21 protein-coding genes and 3 pseudogenes are annotated in these 24,346 nt (G+C 51.8%); 9 read left to right on the forward strand and 15 right to left on the reverse strand.

Going from position 1 to position 24,346, the window contains the following annotated elements; genetic code table 11:
• Positions 1-95: 95 nt before the first annotated feature.
• Both ACK3SD_RS20695 and idnO read right to left on the reverse strand, forming a co-directional pair.
• The gene (locus ACK3SD_RS20695) at positions 96-632 is read right to left on the reverse strand and encodes a gluconokinase (RefSeq protein WP_038627223.1); all 537 of its coding nucleotides are present in this window, start codon (positions 630-632) and stop codon (positions 96-98) included.
• Positions 633-648: 16 nt separating this feature from the next.
• A complete protein-coding gene (gene idnO / locus ACK3SD_RS20700) occupies positions 649-1,413 on the reverse strand; it encodes a gluconate 5-dehydrogenase (RefSeq protein WP_102046934.1) in 765 nt (254 codons plus the stop codon).
• Between the two features lie 232 nt (positions 1,414-1,645).
• Between idnO and ACK3SD_RS20705 the strand changes: the two genes are divergently transcribed.
• The 3 genes from ACK3SD_RS20705 (at position 1,646) to ACK3SD_RS20715 (ending at position 5,153) form a co-directional block, all read left to right on the forward strand.
• Positions 1,646-2,638, forward strand: a complete 993-nt coding sequence (locus tag ACK3SD_RS20705; protein WP_481128056.1) for a LacI family DNA-binding transcriptional regulator — start codon at positions 1,646-1,648, stop codon at positions 2,636-2,638.
• 156 nt (positions 2,639-2,794) lie between these two features.
• Positions 2,795-3,742, forward strand: coding sequence for a 2-hydroxyacid dehydrogenase (locus ACK3SD_RS20710; protein WP_038627229.1), 948 nt, complete (start codon positions 2,795-2,797; stop codon positions 3,740-3,742).
• A gap of 88 nt (positions 3,743-3,830) precedes the next feature.
• Entirely contained in the window at positions 3,831-5,153 is a 1,323-nt protein-coding gene (locus tag ACK3SD_RS20715; protein ID WP_038627231.1) for an MFS transporter, read from the forward strand.
• Positions 5,154-5,285: 132 nt separating this feature from the next.
• Here ACK3SD_RS20715 and ACK3SD_RS20720 read toward each other — a convergent pair whose 3' ends face one another.
• The 3 genes and pseudogenes from ACK3SD_RS20720 to ACK3SD_RS20730 all read right to left on the reverse strand — a co-directional run.
• Positions 5,286-6,401, reverse strand: coding sequence for an L-dopachrome tautomerase-related protein (locus ACK3SD_RS20720; RefSeq protein WP_038627233.1), 1,116 nt, complete (start codon positions 6,399-6,401; stop codon positions 5,286-5,288).
• Between the two features lie 124 nt (positions 6,402-6,525).
• A protein-coding gene (locus ACK3SD_RS20725) for an IS1-like element IS1A family transposase (protein ID WP_481128057.1) occupies positions 6,526-7,223 on the reverse strand; the annotation gives its coding sequence in 2 pieces (ribosomal slippage) (positions 6,526-6,974 and positions 6,974-7,223; 699 coding nt in all).
• 56 nt (positions 7,224-7,279) lie between these two features.
• Positions 7,280-7,618: pseudogene (locus tag ACK3SD_RS20730) on the reverse strand (multicopper oxidase domain-containing protein); the annotation flags it as partial.
• A 291-nt stretch (positions 7,619-7,909) separates the two neighbouring features.
• Between ACK3SD_RS20730 and ACK3SD_RS20735 the strand changes: the two are divergent.
• The 3 genes and pseudogenes from ACK3SD_RS20735 to umuC all read left to right on the forward strand — a co-directional run.
• Positions 7,910-8,140, forward strand: a complete 231-nt coding sequence (locus ACK3SD_RS20735; RefSeq protein ID WP_052246553.1) for a hypothetical protein — start codon at positions 7,910-7,912, stop codon at positions 8,138-8,140.
• A gap of 294 nt (positions 8,141-8,434) precedes the next feature.
• Positions 8,435-8,761, forward strand: coding sequence for a four-helix bundle copper-binding protein (locus ACK3SD_RS20740; protein WP_033755879.1), 327 nt, complete (start codon positions 8,435-8,437; stop codon positions 8,759-8,761).
• A gap of 349 nt (positions 8,762-9,110) precedes the next feature.
• Positions 9,111-10,154, forward strand: a pseudogene (gene umuC, locus ACK3SD_RS20745) (translesion error-prone DNA polymerase V subunit UmuC); the annotation flags it as partial.
• Between the two features lie 261 nt (positions 10,155-10,415).
• On the opposite strand, the gene ACK3SD_RS20750 reads toward umuC, so the two are convergent.
• Positions 10,416-11,012 (reverse strand): DUF2913 family protein, encoded by a 597-nt coding sequence (locus tag ACK3SD_RS20750; protein WP_481128058.1) that lies wholly within the window; start codon positions 11,010-11,012, stop codon positions 10,416-10,418.
• A 477-nt stretch (positions 11,013-11,489) separates the two neighbouring features.
• Between ACK3SD_RS20750 and ACK3SD_RS20755 the strand changes: the two are divergent.
• Positions 11,490-11,810 (forward strand): annotated as a pseudogene (locus tag ACK3SD_RS20755) (DUF2726 domain-containing protein).
• A 215-nt stretch (positions 11,811-12,025) separates the two neighbouring features.
• Here the strand turns inward: ACK3SD_RS20755 and ACK3SD_RS20760 are convergent.
• Together ACK3SD_RS20760 and ACK3SD_RS20765 are read right to left on the reverse strand one after the other, a co-directional pair.
• Positions 12,026-12,247, reverse strand: a complete 222-nt coding sequence (locus ACK3SD_RS20760) for a plasmid partition protein ParG (RefSeq protein WP_481128059.1) — start codon at positions 12,245-12,247, stop codon at positions 12,026-12,028.
• Between the two features lie 47 nt (positions 12,248-12,294).
• Positions 12,295-12,918 (reverse strand): AAA family ATPase, encoded by a 624-nt coding sequence (locus ACK3SD_RS20765; protein ID WP_481128060.1) that lies wholly within the window; start codon positions 12,916-12,918, stop codon positions 12,295-12,297.
• 511 nt (positions 12,919-13,429) lie between these two features.
• On the opposite strand from ACK3SD_RS20765, the gene ACK3SD_RS20770 reads away from it, so the two are divergent.
• On the forward strand, positions 13,430-14,395 hold the full coding sequence (locus ACK3SD_RS20770) for a tyrosine-type recombinase/integrase (protein WP_481128101.1): 966 nt from the start codon (positions 13,430-13,432) through the stop codon (positions 14,393-14,395).
• A gap of 257 nt (positions 14,396-14,652) precedes the next feature.
• Here the strand turns inward: ACK3SD_RS20770 and ACK3SD_RS20775 are convergent, their stop codons facing one another.
• The 4 genes from ACK3SD_RS20775 to ACK3SD_RS20790 all read right to left on the reverse strand — a co-directional run bounded on the left by ACK3SD_RS20775 (position 14,653) and on the right by ACK3SD_RS20790 (position 19,403).
• Positions 14,653-15,069, reverse strand: coding sequence for a type II toxin-antitoxin system YafO family toxin (locus tag ACK3SD_RS20775; RefSeq protein WP_481128061.1), 417 nt, complete (start codon positions 15,067-15,069; stop codon positions 14,653-14,655).
• Positions 15,060-15,587, reverse strand: a complete 528-nt coding sequence (locus ACK3SD_RS20780) for a hypothetical protein (protein WP_481128062.1) — start codon at positions 15,585-15,587, stop codon at positions 15,060-15,062. The genes ACK3SD_RS20775 and ACK3SD_RS20780 overlap by 10 nt, the downstream gene beginning before the upstream one ends.
• 1,387 nt (positions 15,588-16,974) lie before the next feature.
• Complete coding sequence (locus tag ACK3SD_RS20785; protein WP_481128063.1) at positions 16,975-17,898, reverse strand: TIM barrel protein; 924 nt, start codon at positions 17,896-17,898, stop codon at positions 16,975-16,977.
• Between the two features lie 53 nt (positions 17,899-17,951).
• Positions 17,952-19,403 (reverse strand): sugar porter family MFS transporter, encoded by a 1,452-nt coding sequence (locus tag ACK3SD_RS20790; protein ID WP_481128064.1) that lies wholly within the window; start codon positions 19,401-19,403, stop codon positions 17,952-17,954.
• 341 nt (positions 19,404-19,744) lie between these two features.
• Between ACK3SD_RS20790 and ACK3SD_RS20795 the strand changes: the two genes are divergently transcribed.
• On the forward strand, positions 19,745-20,218 hold the full coding sequence (locus ACK3SD_RS20795) for a heme-degrading domain-containing protein (RefSeq protein WP_481128065.1): 474 nt from the start codon (positions 19,745-19,747) through the stop codon (positions 20,216-20,218).
• A 24-nt stretch (positions 20,219-20,242) separates the two neighbouring features.
• Here the strand turns inward: ACK3SD_RS20795 and ACK3SD_RS20800 are convergent, their stop codons facing one another.
• The 3 genes from ACK3SD_RS20800 to ACK3SD_RS20810 are packed head-to-tail and all read right to left on the reverse strand — an operon-like array spanning position 20,243 to position 24,072.
• Positions 20,243-21,556, reverse strand: coding sequence for a c-type cytochrome (locus tag ACK3SD_RS20800; RefSeq protein WP_481128066.1), 1,314 nt, complete (start codon positions 21,554-21,556; stop codon positions 20,243-20,245).
• A 3-nt stretch (positions 21,557-21,559) separates the two neighbouring features.
• A complete protein-coding gene (locus ACK3SD_RS20805; RefSeq protein ID WP_481128067.1) occupies positions 21,560-23,329 on the reverse strand; it encodes a GMC family oxidoreductase in 1,770 nt (589 codons plus the stop codon).
• 14 nt (positions 23,330-23,343) lie between these two features.
• On the reverse strand, positions 23,344-24,072 hold the full coding sequence (locus ACK3SD_RS20810; RefSeq protein WP_481128068.1) for a gluconate 2-dehydrogenase subunit 3 family protein: 729 nt from the start codon (positions 24,070-24,072) through the stop codon (positions 23,344-23,346).
• Positions 24,073-24,346 lie beyond the last annotated feature (274 nt).

Below are 24,346 nucleotides of genomic sequence, written 5' to 3' on the forward strand. Positions count from 1 at the left end.
CGTCAATCCGCTCTGTGCATCGGCACAGAGCGGATGATGGCATTGCGGGAAGCGGGCGGAACGCGGATGCGATGCGCCCGTATAAAAACAGGCAATCAGGACGCGACTTTTGTCATCTGCGCTGGCGCGGCGCTGACCAGGCTGATGCAGTGTGAAACGATATGGGAAAGAGCAGGTGAAATATCGACCGGGATAACATCGCCTTCCTCTTCGCCAGGGACTTCCAGCGTAGCAAACTGGCTTTGCAGAAGCGCCTCCGGCATAAAATGGCCCTGTCGTTGCCGCATGCGGTTCAATACAAACTGATAATCACCCTGCAACCAGATAAAACGCACATGCGCATTGCCCGCGCGCAGCGTATCGCGATAGCGTTTCTTCAGTGCGGAACAGACCAGAACACCCGCTTCGTTTTTCTGGCCCAGGCTAAAAATCACGTCGGAAATACGCGTGAGCCAGGGCAGACGATCCTCATCGTTCAGCGCCTGTCCGGCAGCCATTTTCAGGATATTTTCACGCGGATGAAGGTCGTCGCCGTCAAGGAATTTCGCATTCAGCGCCCTGGCGAGCGCCATGCCTACGGAGGTTTTTCCGGTGCCGGATACGCCCATTAAAATGATACATGGTACTGCCATAGCCAGATCCTCCCTGTTATACCGCCGCCAGCATGCCGCCATCGACGAACAACAGATGCCCGTTAACGAAATCGGACGCTTTTGACGAAAGAAACACCGCCGCACCCACCAGTTCTTCAGGATTGCCCCAACGCGCGGCAGGGGTACGCTTGCATAACCAGTCGGTGAATTCTTTATTGTCTGCTAACGCCTGGGTCATCGGCGTGCGGAAATAGCCCGGGGCGATACCGTTAACCTGGATATTATGACGCGCCAGCTCCACGCACATGCCGCGCGTCAGCATTTTTACCGCACCTTTTGCCGCCGCGTAAGGCGTAATGGTATCCCGACCCAGTTCGCTTTGCATTGAACAGATATTGACAATTTTGCCCTTTTTGCGCGCAGCCATTTTTTTTGCCACGCATTGCGAGACGATGAATACGCCGGTCTGGTTGGTTGCAATAATATCGTTCCACTCATCAAGCGGAAATTCGGTAAAAGGATGGCGGCGTTGAATGCCGGCATTGTTAAATAACACATCAATCGGGCCTATGTTATTTTCAATATCCGCAACCGCCTGTTCCACCGCACGGGCATCGGCAACGTCAAACAGAGAAGTATGGGCTTTGAAACCTTCATCGCGTAATCGCATGGCAGCCTTTTCTGCCCGCTCTGCATGCGTGCCGTTGATGATGATTTCTGCCCCCTGTTGCGCCAGACCACGGGCCATAATGAAACCAATGCCCTGGGCGGCGCCGGTTATCAATATCCGTTTGTTGTTTAAGCTGAAAAGATCGTTCATCAACAAACCTGCCTTGTTTTGCCATTCATAACGCCTATATCACGGTTTTATGGCGTATAAAACTGTGACGGACGTCACTCTAATCCGTGTTACAAAACCCGGTTACCTTTGTTGTGAACTGTGGCAGGTCAGGCAGCCGAAATGGGCGGATCCGGTATCGGCGAATAATTCCTTTTCCCTCTGCCGGCAGGCATAATAATGTGATGGAATCGCCGTCTGACGGACATGAATAATGAAAATGCAACGCATAACGTTACATGATATCGCTACGCTGGCGGGCGTAACAAAAATGACGGTTAGTCGCTATTTACGCACGCCGGAAAAAGTAAAGGCGGAAACGGCGGAACATATCGCGAAAGTGATTGCGGAGGTTGGCTACCAGCCTGACGCCGATAATTTCGCCATGATCGGCAATACCCTGCCCCGCATCGGCGTGCTTATTCCTTCCTTTCATAATCAGATTTTTGCCGATTTGCTGGCAGGTGTGGAATCCGTTACCCGCGTACAGGGTTATCAGACGCTGGTGGTAAATTACGATTACGATCGCCAGCGCGAAGAAGAAAAGATCGCTACGGTATTGGCTTTTAATATTAAGGCATTGCTTCTGACTGAATCCGTGCATACGGTGCGCGCAGAAAAATATCTGAAAGCTGCAGGCATCCCGATTGCGGAAGTGATGGGCCTGACTCAGACGCCCGGACGCATCAGCGTAGGCTTCAATAATCACCGCGCCGGTCTGGATATGACGAATATGCTGCTGGCCAGCGGTAAAAAACACATTATCTATTTTGGTTCGATGTCCGATACGCGTGATGAACAACGCTATGCAGGCTATTGCGAAGCCATGACGGCGGCCGGACTCCCAGCGGGGCGCATAGCGCCGAATAAAATTTCTTCGGTTTCCATCGGTACAGGCATGATGACTCTGGCGCGGCAGATCTATCCCAATATGGATGGCATTCTCTGTACCAATGATGATCTGGCCGTTGGCGTATTGCAGGAGTGTCGCGCCGCAGGCATTCTTGTCCCCGATCAAATGGCGATCGCAGGTTTTCACGGGCTGGAAATCGGGCAGGTAACAACGCCGCAATTGGCCAGCGTGGTCACGCCGCGCTTCGAAATGGGCAAGGTCGCCACAGAAATTCTCATTAAAAAGATCCATCAACAACCCACCATCGAGCAGGTCGATTTGCATTATCGTCTGTCGATGGGCGCTACCATCTGAAATGTGTCACCCGATATAGCCGAATCGCCGTCACGATCACGCCATCAGTAACAGAGTTTCTTAACACTTTTTCATGTGATATTTATCACAAAAAAATACGTCAGAACGCCTTTAATAGTATCCATCTCAGGTAACGGAATGATTAAAGGAACGCTCATGACGCAACAAGCCCGCCCGAATATTTTACTGATTGCCCCGGTGCTCGATTCTCTGCTTGACCGTCTCAGCTCCGCCTTTGAGGTGCATCGTCTGTATGAACAGGATGAACCGCTGGCCTGGCTTGCCGCCGAGGGGACGCGCGTTCAGGCCGTTGTCACGCGTGGCGATGTCGGTATCAGCAATGCCGTACTGGAACAATTACCGCAGATCGGGCTGATTGCGATCTTCGGCGTAGGTACTGACGCCGTTGACCTTGATTATGCTCGCAAAGCGAATATTGCCGTCACCATCACTTCCGGCGTGCTGACTAACGATGTTGCTGACATGGCGATGGGACTGCTGCTGAGCGGCGCACGGCGCCTGTGTCTCGGCGATCGCTTCGTACGTGAAGGCCAGTGGCTCAGGCAAGCTCCCGCGCTCGGCACCCAGGTCAGCGGCAAGCGAGTCGGCATCGTGGGCATGGGCAATATCGGCCGCGCGATCGCTCAACGCGCGACGGCGTTTGATATGTCGGTATCCTATATCAGTTGTACGCCGAAACCGGAGCTTCCCTATACCCGGTGCGGGGACATTTACACCCTGGCGCGGGAAAATGATTTCCTGATCGTCGCCGCCTCCGGCGGCGCGGCAAACCGTGGACTGATCGATGCCTCGGTTCTTGAGGCGATGCCGGCGCACGCCTGGTTGGTCAATATCGCTCGCGGAACGCTGGTAGATGAAAACGCCCTGATTCAGGCGTTGCAGCGTAAAGCCATTGCTGGCGCCGCGTTAGACGTCTTCGAAGAAGAACCTCATGTCCCTGAAGCGCTTATCGCGCTGGATAATGTGATATTGCAACCACACGTCGGCAGCGCGACAGCGGAAACACGTCAAAAAATGAGCGATGTCGTTTTTGCTAATGTCGACGCGTTTTTTAAAGGGCGCCCCTTACCCAACGCTGTTTAATCCCGCATTCATTTTTATTCAGGCACTCACGATGTTGTTACCAACATCGTTAGCGCCGTACGTTCCGTAAATTCACAGAGGGCGCTGTATGGATAATAAAATACCGGGGACTCGGTGGTTACGTGTCATTGCCCCCATTCTGATTACATGTATTGTTTCTTTTATGGATCGGGTAAATATCAGTTTCGCTTTGCCCGGAGGAATGGAACAGGATTTGGCGATAAGCAGCCAGATGGCGGGTATCGCCAGCGGCATCTTCTTTATCGGTTATCTGTTTTTGCAGGTGCCCGGCGGCCGGATTGCGGTAAACGGCAGTGGTAAACGTTTTATCGCCTGGTCGCTTGCCGCCTGGATGGCGGTCTCGATTGCGACCGGCTTCGTCACTAATCATTATCAACTGCTGGCGCTGCGCTTTATTCTTGGCGTGTCTGAAGGCGGCATGCTGCCCGTGGTGCTGACCATGGTCAGCAACTGGTTTCCGGAAAAAGAGCTGGGCCGTGCCAACGCGTTTGTCATGATGTTTGCGCCGCTGGGTGGCATGTTTACTGCGCCGATATCCGGCTGGATTATCAACGCCTTCGACTGGCGCTGGCTATTTATTATCGAGGGATTGCTTTCTGCCGCGGTGCTGCTGGTGTGGTGGCTGGTCATCAGCGATCGGCCTGAAGAGGCACGCTGGCTCCCGGAGCGCGAGCGCGAATACCTGATTCGCGAACTGCAACGCGAGCGCGAAGCGCGGCGCGATCAGCAACCGGTAAGCCGTGCGCCGCTGAAAGATGTATTCCGTAACAAAGGCCTGATGAAGCTGGTAGCGCTAAACTTTTTTTACCAGACGGGCGATTATGGCTACACCCTGTGGCTCCCGAGTATCTTAAAAAATCTGACTGGCGCCAATATGGCGGGGGTCGGTGTGCTGGCTGTGCTGCCTTTCGTGGCGACGATTGCCGGTATCTGGCTGATTTCCTTGTTCAGCGATCGTAGCGGGAAGCGGCGTGTATGGATAATGGCGTCGTTATTCTGCTTCGCCGCAGCCTTGCTGGCCTCCGTTATACTGCGCAACCATATTATCGCAGCTTATATTGCTCTGGTGATTTGCGGCTTTTTCCTCAAGGCGGCAACCAGTCCGTTCTGGTCCATTCCGGGAAGGATTGCGACTCCCGAAGTGGCTGGTAGCGCACGCGGCGTAATCAACGGTCTCGGCAACCTCGGCGGATTCTGCGGCCCTTATCTGGTGGGCATAATGCTCTATCTCTATGGTCAAAATGTGGCAATCTGCGCGCTTGCCGCTTCGCTGATCATTGCCGGGATACTCGCCATTTCTCTGCCGAAAGCATGTGACCTGACAGAAACGCAGCGACGCGAACGCCTTCAGCAATCAGGGATGCGACAGCAGACACGCCATAGCGGATGACCTTGAGGTCTCGCTTATCAAGCGAACGCAGCTGGCCATCCCGCACGCTGATTCGGCAATGTCCCGACGCATAATTTTATAACATGATCAAAGTCATTACCCAGGCCTCATTTTTTCATGAAGCCTGAGTTTTTATTGGACTTTCACTTTAACAACCAAATAAGGGGGACGTCTCAGATCCTTGCCATCATTAAGCTCTGCCAGTCGATTCCATTGCCCTAAGGTCGCATAAAGAAAACCGTTTTTGTAAGCCAGCCCGTCAGGCCATACATAGTTTTTTTCATCATGAGAAAGCAAACTATAGTTTCCCTTTGCATCTCTTTTAATCAGGGACTGCTGTTCATAAGCGCCAAAGTAAAGATTACCGGCGGAATCTTCCGCCAATCCATCATTAGCAGGATGCTGGCCTTCGAAATGAACAGCAGCCTCAATAGCCTTTTCATTTTTAGAAAAATCACTCAACACCGCGGTATCAATACTGTAAAGGTTGCGCCCGTTTAATACTGTCCAGTACAGTTTTTTACTGTCAGGACTCAAACTTACGCCATCTGCGCCTCCCAAAGGAAAGCTTTGGTGGTTAAAATCATATTGGTGGGGCTGACCTTCAAGAAAAGCGATATATCCCGGCTCAGGAGAGGTCGAATAGTGGTTTGTCAGGACTTCCCTCTGCTTTCCTGAAGCGATATCAATAATCACCAGTGAATAATGTTGTTCAAACCCTGAATTTGCAATATAGATTTCCCCCTGATCGCCATGTGTTAAATCCACACGCAAATCATTATAATGAGAACCTGAATTCAGGACCGGCTTATGAATGACAATATTATGAATAACCTTATTGCTTTTTGTGTCGATAGCGACAACTTTAGCCGCTCCCTCAGGTATCTCTTTATTTCCGGCAATCTTGCCGTCATCAAGCACCCAGAGCACGTCATTTTTATCCATATACATGCCATGAGGTGAAACAAGCCAGTGGTCATAATCCTGTTTATTTTTCAGACCTAACGTATTATCAGGATAAGGCACCAGCTTATTGCCTTTGACTTCTGCCAATGAATACCAGTTATGGTTATCCGCATGTCGGGGAAAACCTAAAAACACTCGATTACTGGAGCTAACCGCAATGCCGGATGGATCCGGATAGGGAGGGTTAATACTGGCGACAACTTCTGGTTTGGTATTAGCCGTTGCTGGCTGTATTAAAAACAGGGAAGCAGATACCGCACAAAAAAATAATTTTTTCCTCATCAGACTGATTCCTGTGTTGTAAATGATTTTATTAAAAGTCTAGTTTGAAAAAATAAATTTGCGCGCAGGGCTTCTCGTCAGGGAATAATTCCGATCAGATTTCAGGGTGGGTAATGGTCCCAACTTATTGATAGTGTTTTATGTTCAGATAATGCCCGATGACTTTATCATGCAGCTCCACCGATTTTGAGAACGACAGCGACTTCCTTCCCAGCCTTGCCAGATGCTGCCTCAGATTCAGGTTATGCCGCTCAATTCGCTGCGTATATCGCTTGCTGATTACGTGCAGCTTTCCCTTCAGGCGGGATTCATACAGCGGCCAGCCATCCGTCATCCATATCACCACGTCAAAGGGTGACAGCAGGCTCATAAGACGCCCCAGCGTCGCCATAGTGCGTTCACCGAATACGTGCGCAACAACCGTCTTCCGGAGCCTGTCATACGTGTAAAACAGCCAGCGCTGGCGCGATTTAGCCCCGACGTAGCCCCACTGTTCGTCCATTTCCGCGCAGACGATGACGTCACTGCCCGGCTGTATGCGCGAGGTTACCGACTGCGGCCTGAGTTTTTTAAGTGACGTAAAATCGTGTTGAGGCCAACGCCCATAATGCGGGCGGTTGCCCGGCATCCAACGCCATTCATGGCCATATCAATGATTTTCTGGTGCGTACCGGGTTGAGAGGCTGTGTATGTGAACTGTAACTGCCATGTTTTACGGCAGTGAGAGCAGAGATAGCGCTGATGACCGGCAGTACTTTTACCGTTACGCACCACCCCGTCTGTAGCTGAACAGGAGGGACAGCTGATAGAAACAGAAGCCACTGGAGCACCTCAAAAACACCATCATACACTAAATCAGTAAGTTGGCAGCATCACTGAACGCCATCCATGTTGGCTGGCAGAATAATGCCATGCCAGTGAATGGAGGTTGTTTCTTTCAGACGGTTTTTAACCCGCAGCGTGACAGTATCACCTTCTTTCCAGCGCAGCAGGGGCCCCGGCAGGCCGCTATTGATGGTTTTGGCATAACGGATGTTGCCGGTGATATTAAGTGGCGTTTCGGCGATAAACAGGTCGAAATCATTACCGGTAAGCATGTGGGGCTGTACCAGACTTACCGCCGAGAAAGCATTGAACGTCTTTATACCAAGACCGCCAGCAACGCTGGCTGCTGCGATCCCTTTGATAAAATTGCGTCGTGAACTTTTAAGCTGCATAACTGTGCTCCGGAAAAATGCAGATCATCCCGGGAGAAAATTTCTCCACACCGGAAGTATTAATAATGCAGTCCGGTCAGGAACTTTATTTTTGTTACCGGCAAGCTAACACAACAGGAACCCCGACTTGATTACATTTATGTCATGTTAGAACCTGCTGTTTTTGAATTACATTTTTGTCATTTTCGTTCACGTTGTTTTTTTTCAGATACGATGAAAGTCACTGAGGCCGGTAAGGTCCTGGTCCAGAATTAACTGCTATTTTTATCCTTTAAACGTAAGGAATTATGAATGAAAAAGATTATGCTTGCCGCCGCTGCGGTCCTTCTGTCCGTTTCAGCCGCTCAGGCTCAACCAGCCCCCATGGACATGCCCTGCTGCATGAACAAGAAAGCCCCGGCGGCCTCCATGAATGAACATGAGCTGGCGATTCAGGCACATCAGAGCATGAATAACAGCAGTTCTGCCGCACATCAGAACATTATTGAAACGCACCGCAAGATGATGCAGGAAGATAAATAAACGCAGATGACAGCCCGTAGCCTTAGCTGAAAAAACGCGGGCAAAAATCACCCGGATTTTGTCCTGGTTACTGTTGTTACAGAATGTGTTGTGCATTAACCCTCATTACACTGAGTTATCTGAAAAACTTTGTTGAGGCTGTCATCAGCCAGCCCGTCTGACTGTGGCGGGCTTCTTTTTAAAACCCTGTTTCACCCCTCTCCTGTTACCGTCTGTATAAAACGCTTTTGCAGCAATCAACATTTTGTTCCATGCTTACCACTTCTTTGCACTTAACGATTACGGGAAGAAATTATGTCTGAACAATACCGCAACTGCATTGAGGCCTGTTATATCTGCGCTGCAACCTGTGACTACTGCGCAACGTCCTGCCTGAAAGAAGAAAATATTGAGATGATGCGCGAATGCATCCGGGCGGACATGCAGTGCGCCAGCATCTGCCGCCTGGCAGCTGAGCTGATGACAATGGACAGTGAATTCGCTGCTCAGATTTGTAAGGTTTGCGCAGAAGCATGCCAGAAATGCGGTGATGAGTGCGCGAAACATGAGCACGAGCACTGTAAGAAATGTGCTGAAGCCTGTTACCGCTGTGCTGAAGAATGCCGGAAAATGGCAGCGTGACAGCAAATGGAAGCTGTCCAGTCGCAGCTTCCGGAAAGTACCGCCTGTCTCATTCCAGCCGGTGATTTTTGATACATACACCCGGCGTCAGGGTGGTAAAAATCACCGTTCTTATCCGGACTGCCCGCTATACAGCCAGAAGGGAAATGCCGCGTCCCTGTTCAGGCTTTTTTAAACTGACATCCCCCTGTATTAAATATCGTAAAAACCCGGGCGTGTTTTTGCAGCCGGTCGGTACATATGCCCTCTGCCTTATCCACAAAAACGGGGGATAAGTCCTGTATAATTAATGTACAAATTTGTAGTGTACATCCTCTCAGAAAGATTTAAGTCTCGTGTTGAATTTCTATTCCACATAAATGCAGACTTAAGCGCGCGCGTCATGTCAGTGTTGGAGTCGCTGGCGCCGAAAGTGGAGGTGTATTCAATCGATGAAGCCTGGATGGATGTCACGGGGATAGAGGCCAGCTTCCCCTATGAGGCATTTGGCCGCCTGGTACGCGAGCAGGTGTATGCCCATACCGGCCTGACCGTGGGCGTGGGCTGCGCACCCAGCAAAACCCTTGCTAAAGCCTGCAATCATGCTGCTAAGACTTGGCCGGCGACGCGAGGTGTTGTGGCACTGACTGATCCATTGCGCATCCGCAAACTATTGTCCCTGCTTGATGTGGAAGACGTCTGGGGAATAGGCCGCAGGCTCTCCAGGACGCTAAAAAGCATGGGGGTTCACTCGGCCCTGCAATTAGCCGACCTGGATACAGGATTTGCTCGCCGGCATTTCGGTGTCGTCATGGAGCGTACCGTGCGGGAGCTGCGTGGCGAATCCTGTATTGCCCTGGAAGACCATGCCCCTGCCAAGCAGCAAATTGTCTGTTCGCGTTCTTTTGGCCGGCGCATTACACAGGAGCATGACATGCGGCAGGCAATCTGCCGCTATGCCGAGCGTGCCGCAGAGAAACTGCGTGAGGAGAAACAGTTCTGCCGGCACATTACCGTGTTTGTTCGTACCTCTCCCTATGCTGATGAGCCGCAATACGGCAATGCCGGCACCGAAAAATTACTGACCGCTACCCAGGATACACGCGATATTGTGGCGGCCGCCCAGCGTATTCTGGATCGTCTGTGGCGCCCTGGTTTTCACTATGCCAAAGCCGGCGTGATGCTCAACGACTTCTCGCCCAGCGGCGTGGCCCAGCTGCACCTGTTCGACGCCCATGCTCCCCGGCCAAATAGCGAAGCCCTGATGCACGTGGTCGATAAAATCAACCATACGGGTCTTGGACGGGTCTGGTTTGCGGGACAGGGCATTGAACCCAGCTGGCAGATGAAACGTGAAATGCTGTCACCTGCCTACACTACCCGCTGGACAGATCTGCCAAAAGCCAGATTTTGAAGTGCGGTTTTAGCCTGTTATGATCAATGTTTTTGCTTATTTTTATGAATTTTATGCTTTATTTTGGGGTCAGATGCCAAGGAAGTATGTAGTGATAGGTACAATGTTATTCGCGGCGTTGGTGGTAAGTGGTTATTTGTGGCTAAGGCATTCAGCGGCAGAGGCGCTCTACCTCGTTCCCGAATCTATTCCATATAGTCCCTGATAGGGGGAGCCAGGGCGCCCTGTATGGCAGCCGGTGCCCTGTCAGACCTATAAGGCTCAGTCCACAATCGCAATTTGCATGTAATGACCGACTTCAACAGGTTGCGTATGGTGAAGATATGCCTGGGCTAATGCCGGTAAAAGAGCCACTACGTTGCCTGTAAACCGCATCTCGACGGGTTGCAGGCGCTTCATATTGTCATCATAGGCATGGATGAGATCCATTTTACGCATATAGACCGTCTGTTTTTTGGGGTAAGAGTAACTCTCATCTATCCAGTCTTTGTCATCGACCAGTTCGCTCTGCCAGCCAGCCTGTTGTGCCCGTTCAATAAAGTAGGTCAGGCGGAACAGGTCATCCTGATTCGCCACCTGCCCTGAGTGAATTTTCCACCAATAATCTGCGTTGCCAATGAGATTGGCCTTGGCACCCTTTTTCTTGCCTTCACTTTGTAGCCACAAAATATCTGAGGCCACAGCCCGCGAAAATAACTTGTACTTCTGCGCGTTAGCCAGCCACCCCATAACAAACAGATGCTCACTGGTTTTGTTAGTAACTTTTCCTGACTGCTGCGCTAATTTTAACGCCACCAGAAGGCACCAGGCGAAATGGCCTAACTCCCCATTTTCACGCTTAATTTCTTGTTGAGACAAATTAATAACCTCAGAGGTGATATTGCATAAGTGCCTCACGCCCTGCGCGGGCTGCGATATATGCCGTAAGCTGGTTAACAGTTGCTCAGACAAGTGCTTATTTTACCGATAATTGCGGGATGTTTCATCTTTAAACCCAATGCTATGATTGAAAACAGGCAGATACGTGGATGATAGACAGGTCTTTTATTCAGGAGATTATTGATCATGGAAGTGAAATACTGGCTGTTTCTGATCGTTGCTGCGTTTATCTTTATCCTGGTCAGGGCAAAGAAACCTAAACCAACTCCTCGGTCTGGCCAGCGCCAACCTGCCGAAAGCACAAAGAGTGTCGAAAGGACAAGGAGTGTATCTACCGAAAGGATAAGGAGCGTATCTAACCATGAAGATCAGCTCTATTTTGTTACCAACAACGCCTTTCAGAAACGTCGCATTATGAACAAAAGTGAGTATGCACTGTTCTGCAAATTGGAAAGGATGCTGTCGAACAATCACCGAGCCTACCGTGTGTTTCCTCAGGTCTCCTTGGGAGAACTCCTCAGCTCTAGGAATGACAGCGCTTATCGGAGCATCAACAGCAAGCGCGTGGATTTTGCCATTATCAATCCCTGGGGCTAACCCTGTGCCGTGGTGGAGTATCAGGGCACAGGCCATTACCATGGCAACGCTGAAGAGCGGGATGCAGTCAAACGTGAAGCCTGCAACAAAGCGGATGTCCGTTTTTTTGAGATCCCAGCGCAGTACAGTGATGATGAAATAGCGCAAGTAGAACGCTTCCTTAACTCGATATCCGATTAAGGAAATTCAGCTATCACATACAGAACAGATGTCTTGCTCTCTATAGATTAAGCCATCTTGAATGATTCTGAAATTTTCGATAAACCCATATCAATTCAGAGTGGTGAAAAGAAGGCTCCTTTAGAGCCTTCTTTTGGCATACACGAATATAAAATATATAGCTTTTATCATATCAAGTTACAATGACACAATGACACAATGACACAATGACACAACTATTTGTGCTCGCTCAACCACCTATCAATTAAGTCGTTAACAACGCTTGTAATATTTGTGCCATTTTTCAAGCAGGCAAGCTTAAATTCCATATGCTTTGCTTCTCCGAGAACAACCTGGATACGTTTATCTTTACCCGCAGGTTTCAGCACCTCTTCTAAGTTACGATGCTCTCCAAGCTCCATTGCCGGCTTTGATGGATTCTGTTGTTTAAGCGCCATGATTCACCTCAATGACAATATGATGTTTTGAGTATATGACAAAAGTGTCATTTTGTTAAAGTGTCAATAATTTCATTTGTCAGGATCTCAACTTCACCTTTGGCTGCGCTGTCTTTGGAATCAAACGCAGTATCCCCGTCAACCAACGTTTTAATGTACGTCTGACGATGACTCAACGCAGTTTTGAAACGTGTAACCTTGGTGCTTTCAATACTCTGCTTTAACAAGGTCACCATTGAGGCATTATTCATTTTTCTTGTAATCAGAAATCGAGCTTCTACTGGCCGATTATAGGCTTGCGCTTCGATAACAGTAAGTACGCTACCAGAAGCTGAAAAATCCAAAGGCGATGGACTAACTGGGATGATTACAAGATCACTGACCATCACCGCTGCAGAAGTGATAACACTTAGTGATGCAGCACCATCAATCACCACAAAATCGTAATCATTTAATTCTTTTCTTACCTGGTAAACATCTTTCTCGGAATCCGCAGTGAACACAGCAAAATTAGCTTTCCCCTTTTTGTTCCAATTAGTCAGGCTCATTTGCGGGTCAGTGTCGACAACTGCGACTCGATGGCCAAGGCGCGACATACATGTTGCCACATTGATGACAGACGTGGATTTACCTACACCACCTTTAGGATTAATGAATGAAATCACTTTCATATAGAGTCGCCTCACATAGGATAAATGTGTCAAAAATATCAGGATACTCACACACAAGTGTCATAGTGTCAATTCATCAATAAACACAATGACAATCTTGTCATAATCACATAACAACAAATTAAACTTGTGTCATTGTATCATGATATCATTGTGTCATTGTGTCATTAATTAAACATAAATTACTGTTATAAAATATGTTTTTCCAAAAATAAGGGCGGGCTATTGTATTTAGGAAGTGAGCGGCACAGTGTGATGCGAACACGTGAAGCTCATACATTTTCTTTCTGAGGGAATCGAGAGGGCTTAGGGCATACCATGTGATTAAGGCCACTAGGTAAACGCCAAGGCTAAAAGCTAAGGCAGGTTGTCTACTTATTAAAATGACGCTTTGAGAAAGCAGCTTTACGGCAGCCCGCCCGCCGGGGGATAATCTGGCCAGATTTCAACGGCCGCATCGCGCTGCGGCGACCTGCGCTCAGAGGAGATGCGCCTGCCCATGACCGATCCGATGCGCCCCGTTTTGTTGTCCCCGGATGAATATCCTGCACAGGGCCCCACGGCACTGGCCCTACCGGGCGACACATTGCCACTGAACCCGGCGCAGGCCTACCTGATCGGCCTGGCCTCAGCCGCCAGCCGGCGCACCATGCGCTCGTGCCTGACCATCCTGGCCGGCATGCTGGGCGCCAGCGCGCTGCAGCACTGCGCCTGGGGCAGCCTGCGTCGTCACCATATACGGGGCCTGCTGGAGCTGCTGCAGATCGGCGGCCGGGCGCCGGCCACCGTCAACACCTACCTGTCGGCCCTGAAAGGCACCGCGCGCGAGGCGTGGATGATGAAACAGATGGACACCGACAGCTACCAGCAGATCCTGGCCCTGCGGGCGGTGCGCGGCAGCCGGCTGCCGCGGGGACGGGCGCTGGCCGCGGAAGAGATCCGCGCACTGTTTACCTGTTGTGAGCAGGATAAAAGCTGCAAAGGCCCGCGCGATGCGGCGATGCTGGCGGTGATGCTCGGCTGCGGCCTGCGCCGCGCCGAAGTTATCGCCCTGGACACGGACAGCGTGCTGCCCGAGACGCAGGCGCTACGGGTGCGGGGCAAGGGCAACAAAGAGCGGCTGGCGTTTATGCCGGCGGCGGTCTGGCAGCGGATCCGGTGCTGGACCGACACCGTGCGGGGCGACGGCGCCGGGCCGCTGTTCACCCGGATCCGCGCCGGTGACGATGTCACGTTACAGCGCCTGACCCCGCAGGCCGTCTACCACATCCTTGGGCAGCGCCGGGCGGAAAGCGGCATTGCGGGGTGCGCGCCCCACGATCTGCGCCGCACCTTTGCCTCTATGATGCTGGAGAACGGGGAAGATCTGCTGACGGTGCGCGATGCGATGGGCCATGCCAGCGTCACCACCACCCAGAAATATGACCGGCGTGGGGACACGCGGCTGCGCGAGGCGGCCGACAAGCTGGCGTTCTGAGAGGAGGGAGATGCACACCAGGGCCAGGTCTGAAGCAGACTCTGCCGGCCCCCGGTGTGGCCAATTATCAGGGGCAGGCCAGGCTAAAGTCGCAACACAGGAGACGAAACGCACCGCGAATTGCCTCGTTTAGTGGCGGATACGATTTGGTTCTTTCTCGGGCATATCAGTCATTTTCATGACGGAGATATTATTCAGACTCATATTGAGCATCATACGGGTAGTCATCACATCATCATATGCGTAATGCGATTTGCTTATGAAGCGTGGAAGTTTTCTGCAACATCTGAAAAATATTTGAGCAATCGCGTGTCTCTGGCAGGCATACGTGCGTGGGCAGGGGTAATCAGGCCCATCAGTAAAAAGCGGCCACTCTCCCACAAGTGCTCAGTGTAAACGAGATAATGATCGGAGGTTCGGTTGTAGTTAGCTTGTTTAGTGTTCCATGTCAGTCGAAGGTGTAGATTGACATGTATGTGCTGCACAGCGGCATCAACCGCGAACGGTGGGAAGTCAAAGGGTGCATCTCGTCCAAGCAAGTTTGATGGCGCGCCAGATGATTTATAGGTAATAAACTCAGCTTTAAGTTGTTCTTCAAGATTGGGGTAAACGGCAAACGTGGGCTGAAAAAAACCATCCCACGTCACTGAACTGTATTCAGCTGTTAATGCCATTTAGCCGAGGCCTTGTTGCCCGTATCCAGCAGGTGATTCATGGCTATAATATTAACGCCGGAATCACGCACATCCGTTTCGCGCGTAAGCTGGTCAATAAGACTGAGGTAACTTTTGGTCGCGATACTTACCATTTTGATAGCCCGAACGAACGCAAACTCAACGGAGTTCTTGTCGTAAGACATGATCACCTCTTTTTCAGGCAACATCAAAACGAAGGATTCAGCAATGCCAGCGATCTGGATGGTCTGGCTCTGGATTTCCTTAGCCGTTCTAACTGCGCTTTCAAAATCGTGGTCAGCATACTGGGAAAGTTTGGCGCGGCTATCGCGCAGTTCTTTGGCCAGTGTATTGAGCACAACGGATAGCTCACTGATGTCAGTTTTATTGACTCTAGCGCCCATTTCATAAACCCGTTCTACAATCGTAGGCTGGCACGCAACCGCTTTTGGTTGCGGTTGGAGACTGGCAAGCACCAGTGCCACTGCTGCCTGCAAATGCTGGATTTTGAATTTCACGATAGACTCCATAATCGCCCTTTCTCGATGAGGCGTGGCATTCTACTACTGAACTTAACTATAAGCTAAAAAAGTTAGCTGTGTATGCGGCATGTGCGGCAGGACACGAAAGACAAAAGACATGCAGTTAGCATGTCCTACAAGGTTAGACTAGGATTGCCATCACAAAGGGCCGTACGATGTTTTGATGCTCCGCTGCAGCCTGTGGACACGGACAGTGTGTTGCCCTAGGCGCAGGCACTGCGGATACAGAGTATCGTCAACAAAGCGTGGCTGGCGCTTATGCTGACAGCGGTCTGGCAGAAGAGACAGCGCTGGCCCCACATCGTTCGAGATGCGATGTCCACGCCAACATCACCATCATCAGAAATGTGGCCAGCGCGAAGCAGCTGATAAGCTGACGTTAGAGGGGGGAGACATGCAACAGGACCAGTGTCCGGGGCAGCGGCATGCCTGGCCTCGGTGTACGCCAACTACCAGGGCTAGGCCAAGCTTGAGTCGCGGCATAGAAGATGCGTCGAACCGCGCATTGCATTGTAGTCTTCTACAGAAACTTTTCTTTTATGATTAAAAACGCGCTTGAAAGCATCATAGACATTCTACAGTAAGCACAGATTAGTAAGGCCAGAGCTTGAGCGCCTGGTACCTGCCTTTTATAAAAGTCTTTCTCTGCACGACTGGCAGATGGCATGACTGCTTCTTGCAGAAATTGTGCTACTGCTGGGCCTGAGTGTCTCCCGCATCAGCCGCGCCGTTCAGCCACTTTCTGTAACGGAAAAAACAAATGAAAGTCGTGGTCCTGTCCTGTATGGCATGCGCACTCTTATTATTTTTCGGTGCCGAAAATCAGCTCAGGCACACGATAGGGTTTTATCCTTCTTTTCTTGCTCAGGTGCGGTGTGTCAGTGATTTTTTTATTAATAACACCTAATGCAGCCAGAGAGATATGTCATCAGCCTCTCACACCGCCAGACCTCAGGACGAAAAGCGGCCTGCGGCCTTCGCAAATTGGAGGGAAGCTGGCGTATTGAGAAGTGTCCTTAAAACGGCGGGGTTGATTCATTGCGGTCAACCGCGATTGAACTGTCATCTGACATCTAGAATCTTTAGAGGATTATCATGACATCAATCACATTTTCACATGTGAAAACCTTCAAGCAGCGGTGTGAGAAAATCATAATGCTTTGTTGTCTTCGCGCATGAGTTCAGTTCAGTGGGCATCGACATGCTGTTAACTGGCGATACACGACGGGTGATCCAGCAAGGTTACGACAGCACTCTTAGATTTTTTATAGGCCAGAAAAATACAGGGATTATTTTTCTTGCGGTAAACATAATTGCGCCTGTCAGTGATAGTCGATATGTCACGACAAGCGCATGTTCTTGGTCAGAATCCAGCTTGTCGTAGGTAGTGCAGGCTGGCGGTCACATCCTGCAGGCTACCTGCAGCATTGCGCGGATCGCGCTCCTGCTCAATGGTGATCCATCCGTCATACCCCCGCCGCACCAGTAGGTCATGTACAGCTGCATAATCGATGTCGCCCTGGCCCAGCGGGCACATCACGCCTTCAGCACAGGCACTGAAGAAATCGGTGCCACGCGCCAGTACCGATTGAAAGACCTGCCGGTCTACATCTTTGAAGTGCAGATAATCAATCCGTTGCCAACATTTATCCAGCCAGGTGACCGGATCCATCCCTGCATAGTAGAGATGTCCGGTATCCAAACACAGCCCGGCCAGATCATGCGGAATATCTTCCATGAGCTTTTCCAACTCATCCGCAAATTCAATATAACCGCCGGCATGGGGATGGATAACAGGCCGGACACCATATTCATGCCAGGCAATTCGGCTAATCTCCGCAATATGCTGCATCATGCGTTGCCATTCGGTATCAGGCAGGCGGGGAGAGCGGGCGCTTTGCCCTGCCTGCCTGGCACGCTCCTCATGACCAAAATCAATAATCACCAGATAGGGTGGCTGCCGCCCCGGCACGCCAGTTTTTACTGCCGTAGGCACCTCGGCCAGTCTGCGGCAAATCATGTGCGTCAGGGCCAGAAGGTGATTGAAATTGGTCTCACTCACTAAATCATCAAAGAGAGTACCGGCTACCAGGGAAAGGCCGTAATGATTCAGCGCCTCCGCCAGTACCTGATTGTCAGCTGGAAGGTACCCCGCCGGCCCAGACTCAATACTCTGATATCCGGCCTGTGCGGCCTCTTTCAGCACGGTTTCCCATGGTGGGAGAAAGGGGTTGTCCGGGTCATCGACGCCCCAGCTGCAGGGTGCGTTGGCGATAGGCAGTGTCATCAGGGGTTCCTTATCGTAAAGGATTGGGCCGCTTGTGCTACCCGATCACAAGATTAATGGGGTTTGGCTGTTTCTGTTGGCGGCGTCACTGGGGCCGTAGTTGGGGCCTTGATGTTGAATTTTTTCAGAACTAGGGCCTGTACCTGTTCTAGCGGGACGTTGGCCGTCTCGGGCAGGAAGCGGAAGGTAAAGAAATACATGCCAAGAGAGAATAACGCGAACAGCAGCAACGGGAAGCCGCCATGGAACAATTCCAACAGTAATGGGTTGCTATTCATGATTGGGAAGGTGGTACTGATGATAAAGTTAGCTACCGACATCATGCAGATTGAGATCCCTACACAGATGGAGCGGATCTCGGTTGGGAAAATTTCGCCCAGTACCGTCCAGACTATCTGGCCCCAGGTTATGCCGAAAAACACCATATAGGCAAACAGGCCAATGACTGCCAGCATCCCTGGCAGGTGGGCGTAAAACGCCACAAAGGAATAGGTCAGGCACAGGCAGGAGGCAATAGCTCCTATCAGCAATAATTTACGGCGGCCCAGCTTATCGATCAGGGACATTCCAATAAGGATGCCGGCAAACTGGCATACCGACAGCCAGAACGTTTGAAGTAGTGCAGAGGAACCGTCCGGGAAGACATTGCGCAGCAGAGAGGGGCCAAAATACTGAATGACGTTAATGCCGCTGAGTTGGTTCCCGACCGCCAGACCGATGCCCACAATCAGTAACGGCACGGTAGTTTTAGTTAAACGGAAGCGCGTCTGGTGCCCTTGAGTTGAAGGCGACGTCAGCGAGCTTTTGATTTCGTTCAACACAGTGGCCGCATGTTCAGGGTTAGAGATCTTGGTCAGGGTATCCAGTGCAGCTTTGTCGCGTCCTTTAAGCACGTTCCAGCGGGGCGATTCAGGGATAAAGGCAATAAAGATCAGAAACAGGGCGCACGGCAGCAACGCTGTTGACAAGATATAACGCCAGCCGATATCCACCAATACCGTCGGCAACATGGATTTGCTGATGAAGTAGTTGGTCAGCAACACCACGGATTGCCCGCCCACGCAGCAGACAGAGTAAAGCGCCGTGGTACGTCCACGAAAGCGGGAAGGGGAAAGCTCCGCCAAATAGACTGGCGAAATGACGGATGCCAGGCCAATTGCCAGCCCGCCAAACATACGGCAGATCACGAACACCGCGAAATTGTGCGCCATCGCTGTGCCCAGTACGGAAACAGTGAAGACCAGCGCAGTAATCGCCAGCGTTTTTTTACGGCCCAGTTTGTCGCTGAGTTTGGGGGCAATAAAACAGCCCACCAGGCTGCCAAGTAAAATGTTGGAGACCGCCCAGCCCGTTTCTGCTGGAGAGAGTTGGAAGTAGTCGCTTAGTGGTTCGATCGCGCCAGAAATGATCGAAGAATCATAGCCCATCAGCAGCCCGCCAAAGGCGGCGACCGTGCAGCAGAGCATAACGTACTTCATATTATAGCGTGTTTGCCTGTTATCCATTTTGCTTGCCCTTATCGCTGGTTTCTGTCCTGCCGCCCGGCCAGAAAGTGAAGTGAATTGTGTGGCCCAATCGGCGATATCAGTAGATGCAATATGGAATATATTTTCTATTTAATATAATTCGAACTATTTGATTTGAATTGTGTGAGCAGGTTAAAATAATTTTTGCTACCGGGTGCAAAAGTGTCAGGATAACGTTATATAGAAATGGCACTGACTCGAATAGACTAAAAGTAGGGAGTGATCTGTGCGAAATGCGTAAGGCTCGCTATCAGGAAGAAAGAATAGGAAGCAGCCTTAATGAAATTTAATTTTCAAAAATAAACATTAAGGAAATTCTCATGTCTAATACTCTCACCCTCTCACAACTGCTGCAACAAGAGGTAGATAGCCGTCTGAGGGACTTCGATTTTACGTTGGCTTGGCAACTGGGGCAGCGTTTGTACCAGCGCGCGCGAGAGCTGGACGCACCGGTGGCAATTGAAGTTTTTGCGTTTGGGCAGGTGCTGTTTTTCGCCGCATTACCGGGCGCCAGTGCGGAAAACAGCGAATGGGCAATGCGCAAACGAAATACGGTCTTGCGTGGTGGCCACGCTTCGCTGTATGTCGGGCAGGTAAACCAGCAAAGGGGCGAACCGATGGCCATGCAGGCATTCATGGATCAAACACAATATACTGATCATGGCGGCTCATTCCCGCTGCTGAACCGCAGCGGCGCCGTGCTCGGTGCAGTAAGTGTCAGTGGGTTGCCGTCACATGAGGATCATGCGCTGGCATTATGGGGCATTCAACAGATCCAGGCGCTGGCCGGTTAACCCCGCCAGCGCCTGCTGTGATTGTTACTGCTGCGACGGTACGGCCAGTTTTTCCCGGGCATCTGTGGCCCGGCGTAATGCCCTTACATCCGCGGCCGTGACTTCTGCGGCCTGATTTCCCCAACTGTTGCGCACATAGTTCAGTACGGTCGCAATCTGTGTGTCATCCATTTTCCAGCCAAAAGAAGGCATCCCGGCGGCCGTCTGACGGCTTTCGGTGTGCGGTGCCCGCGCGCCGGCAAGCATGGCATGGATCATATTGGTTGGGTTATTCAGCATGGCAGTATTGCCCGCAAAAGCGGGCACCATGCCAGCAATGCCTTCTCCTTTCAAACCATGGCACGCGGAACAATTCACTTCATAGCTCAAGGCGGCACCTGAACGTACCGACTCCGCCATCCTGAACGCAACCGGCGGCTGGGTATCAGAGGCGGGCAGGCCACGCAGGTAGGCGGTAATCGCCTGTAAATCGTCATTTGTGAAGTGCTGGGTTGAGTGTTCCACCGCCTCTGCCATCGGCCCCGCTGCCACACTACGGCCGTCTGATCCGGTTTTGAGGTACTCCACAATATGCGCATCACTTACAGAACCGATGCCGCTGTGGGGATTAGGGGTAATATCTGGCGCATACCATACGCCCAGGCTGCCGCCTTGCAGGTACCCGTCACTGATCTCACCGCCTAACGCATTGCGGGCGGTATGGCAGACGCTGCAGTGCGCCGGCCCGTCAACCAGGTATTTCCCCCGATTCCAGGACAGGTCCTGCTGGCTATCTGGCTGGAACGGCGAGTTATCGAAAAACAGCAGGTTCCAACCAGCCATAGCCGGGCGCAGGTTATAAGGGAAATTCATTCCGGCATTTTCTTCAATATGACGAGACACTGGCGATATTGTCGACATATAGGCCCACAGGTCATGCATTTCCTGATCGTTTATCTGCGTATAGGAAGTGTAGGGCATTGCCGGGTAGAGCAGCCCATGATCGCCTTTGCCCTGGCGCACAGCATTGAAGAAATCACGCTCCGTCATGTTGCCGATGCCGGTTTCACGGTCAGGCGTGATATTGGAGGTAAACAGCGTGCCAAAGGGCGTGGTGATGCGGTAACCGCCAGAAAAATCCGGCTGGTGACAGGCGGCACAATCCGCCAGACGCATGGCATATTCCCCGCGCCGGATGGCGTCCTGATCCTGGCTGTGAAAATCCGCCAATTTTACGGTGTCGTCGGCTACGTCTGAGCGGGAGGTATCCATCACCTGCCATAGTTTCCCCATCAGGCCGAGCCCGGCCAATACCGCCAGCGCGGCGGTACCATAAGCAAGTTTTTTCCTGGTGTGCATAAATCAGCCTCCCACCAGTGGTGCAGGGTTATTGACATAGGTCTGATGGATCGCCTGTGCAGCACGGATGGCCAGTGCTCCCACCGTCAGCGTCGGGTTGTAACCGCCGTTATTCGGAAAGGCCGATGCGCCTACCACGAAGAGGTTGTGGGCATTCCAGCTTTGCAGATAAGGGTTCACTGCTGACGTGGTCGGATCGCTGCCCATCACCGCGCCGCCGATGGTATGCGAGCTGTGCTGCATATAGGGATTCCATGCCCGCTCTGCCTGGTTATCAATCACCAGATGTTTGCCGCCGATCTCTTTCATGATGGCAACCGCGCGGTCAGTAATATATTTCGACATATTGATGTCGTTCTGATTCCAGTCAAAAGTCATACGCAACAGCGGCTGACCATGGCGGTCTTTGTAAGTCGGGTCGAGATCCAGATAGGCCTCTCGCACCGGCATGGAGGTGCCCTGGCAAAAAATGGACGCGGCAGTCTGGTAATCTCGCGCGTAACCCGCTTTCCAGTCCGATCCCCAGCGTTTGGTGCCGGGCCGCAGGCTATCCATGTTCTGGATGGGCCGCCCATTAGTGGAGAAGCCCATAATGCCTGCGCCGCCGATGAAATCGAGATCACTGTGGTCGAAATTGTCACCATTAAGGTCATCAATCTGAACGCCTAACGCGCCGCCGCCAATGAACGGATTCATACGTTCATTATCGAAAAAACCAGTGACCATTGAGCAGGTCTGGTAGTTATAGTTGCGGCCGACGGTCCCGCGGCCGGTACGGGGATCATATTGCTCACCCACACCAGAGAGCAGCATCAGGCGCACGTTATCCATCTGATAGGCAGTGATGCAGACGATGTCAGCTGGCTGGAAGCCCTCTTCACCCTCTTTAGTAATAAATTTCACCCCTTTGACGGTTTTCCCATCGTCATGCTTCACCGCATGCAGCACCTCTGTATCGGTCAGCAGGGTAAAGTTGGGGCGGCGCATCAACGCCGGCAGAATGCACGCCTGCGGTGAGGATTTCGAAAAGTTGCCGCACCCGTGAAAATCGCAAAAGCCGCAATAGGTGCATGGCCCCATGGTCACACCCAGCGGATTAACATAGGCCTGGGAAATGTTTCCAGCAGGAATGGTGAACGGGTGATACCCCATCCGACTGGTCGTTTCCCGGTATTTGCGCATCCAGTGCGTGTCTTTCAGCGGAGGAGTCGGGTAGTCGCGCGTTCGCGGTCCTTCAAACGGATTACCACCTGGTTGGGTATGGCCATTCAGATTGCCGGCAATGCCGGATGTCCCGGCGATGCGTTCAAAGCGATCATAGAACGGGGCCATCTCATCATACGTGACGCCCCAATCCTGGAGTTGCAGCCCACGTGCTTTGGCTGCCCCATAGCGCTCACGGGTCTGCGTCGCTATCTGGAAATCCCAGGGCGAAAAGCGCCATGACATCCCGGCCCAATGGGTGCCGGCGCCGCCTACATTCCAGCCAAACTGGAAGGCGGACCAGTTACGCACCGGTGCGGCCATTTGATCACTACGGTTGCGGAAGGTCGTGGTTTCCACGCTCATCGGCTGCATAATTTTCCGGCGGATGCGCCAGCGCAGCTCATCTGGATCAATGGCGGGTGGGAAATCGGTGGAAGTATCACGCCATGCGCCACGCTCGATTGCCACCACATTCAGCCCGGCCCGAGTCAGCTCTTCGGCCATGACGGATCCAGACCAGCCCAGGCCAACAATGACCACATCGGCTTTTTTTCTTATTTGCGACATATATGCTCAGTTAATTAATCGTTGGGGATCAGACTGACGGGGATCAGCGCCAGATCTTCGTTCCGGCGGTCAATATAGGGCCGGTAATCATAACGGGCGCCGGGGAAGCCAATCATTTTCCAGCCTGCCATCTTTTTATTGCCGCCATACAAGGGATCGGCCAGATATCCTTCACGGGCGTTCTGCAACATCAGTTCAAAAAAGGCCTGGCTATCCACGTTATCGGCCAGGATGATTGCCCCGTTTTCCAGCCCCTCCAGGCAGGCATCAATCTGGGTAGCCGTCAGGGAGAAGAACGCGGTGTGGTACACCCGTTGTGCCCAGGCCTCCAGTGCCTGCAGCCCGGTGAGATAACGCTCACGTGGGGGGGTAAGGAATTGCGGACTGCCCATCAACTGCGCTTCATTCTCCGGGTGCAGCGGCCCTTGCAGGTACAGCGCCGCCCCACTGCCATAATCACCTGACAGTTCGTTATCAATAAATTCAATGCAGCCCGCCTCAGTAGCTGATGGGCCGTGCGCATCGGCTGGGATCAACCGATCAAATACCGCCGACAAATTTTTGCGTGCAGTTTCATCCGTCAGTACCTGGTATCCACCCAGCCGTGCAGGCTGCGGGAGGTGATCGGCACTGACCGGCGTTTCAGCCGGCACATTATGCAGCTCCTGTGCTCCCAGTCTGGGTACCACCGCCAGTGATGCCACAATAGAACTTAATGAAAAGAGGGCCTCTCTCCGGTTCATGCTTATTTCCTTAATGGCCGGCAACATTGCCGGAAAATAACGGCATGGCGCGGGATTAATACGCCATACCCTGACGAACGGCCACAGCCTGTCCGCCCTGTCTTAAAAACAGATTTTTAATGCCCTATAGGCGTAATTAATGGCTGTTCTGCAAAAGCGCAGAACATAATAAAGCGTGCAGCGGGTTAACCGGGTTACCTGCTAATGATGATACATCCGGTGCGGCTAATTGCCGGGGAACTATTAGAAGTCGCCCCGGCGAAGTGAATACGGT

It is taken from the genome of Chimaeribacter sp. YP20170169 (genome assembly GCF_056739715.1).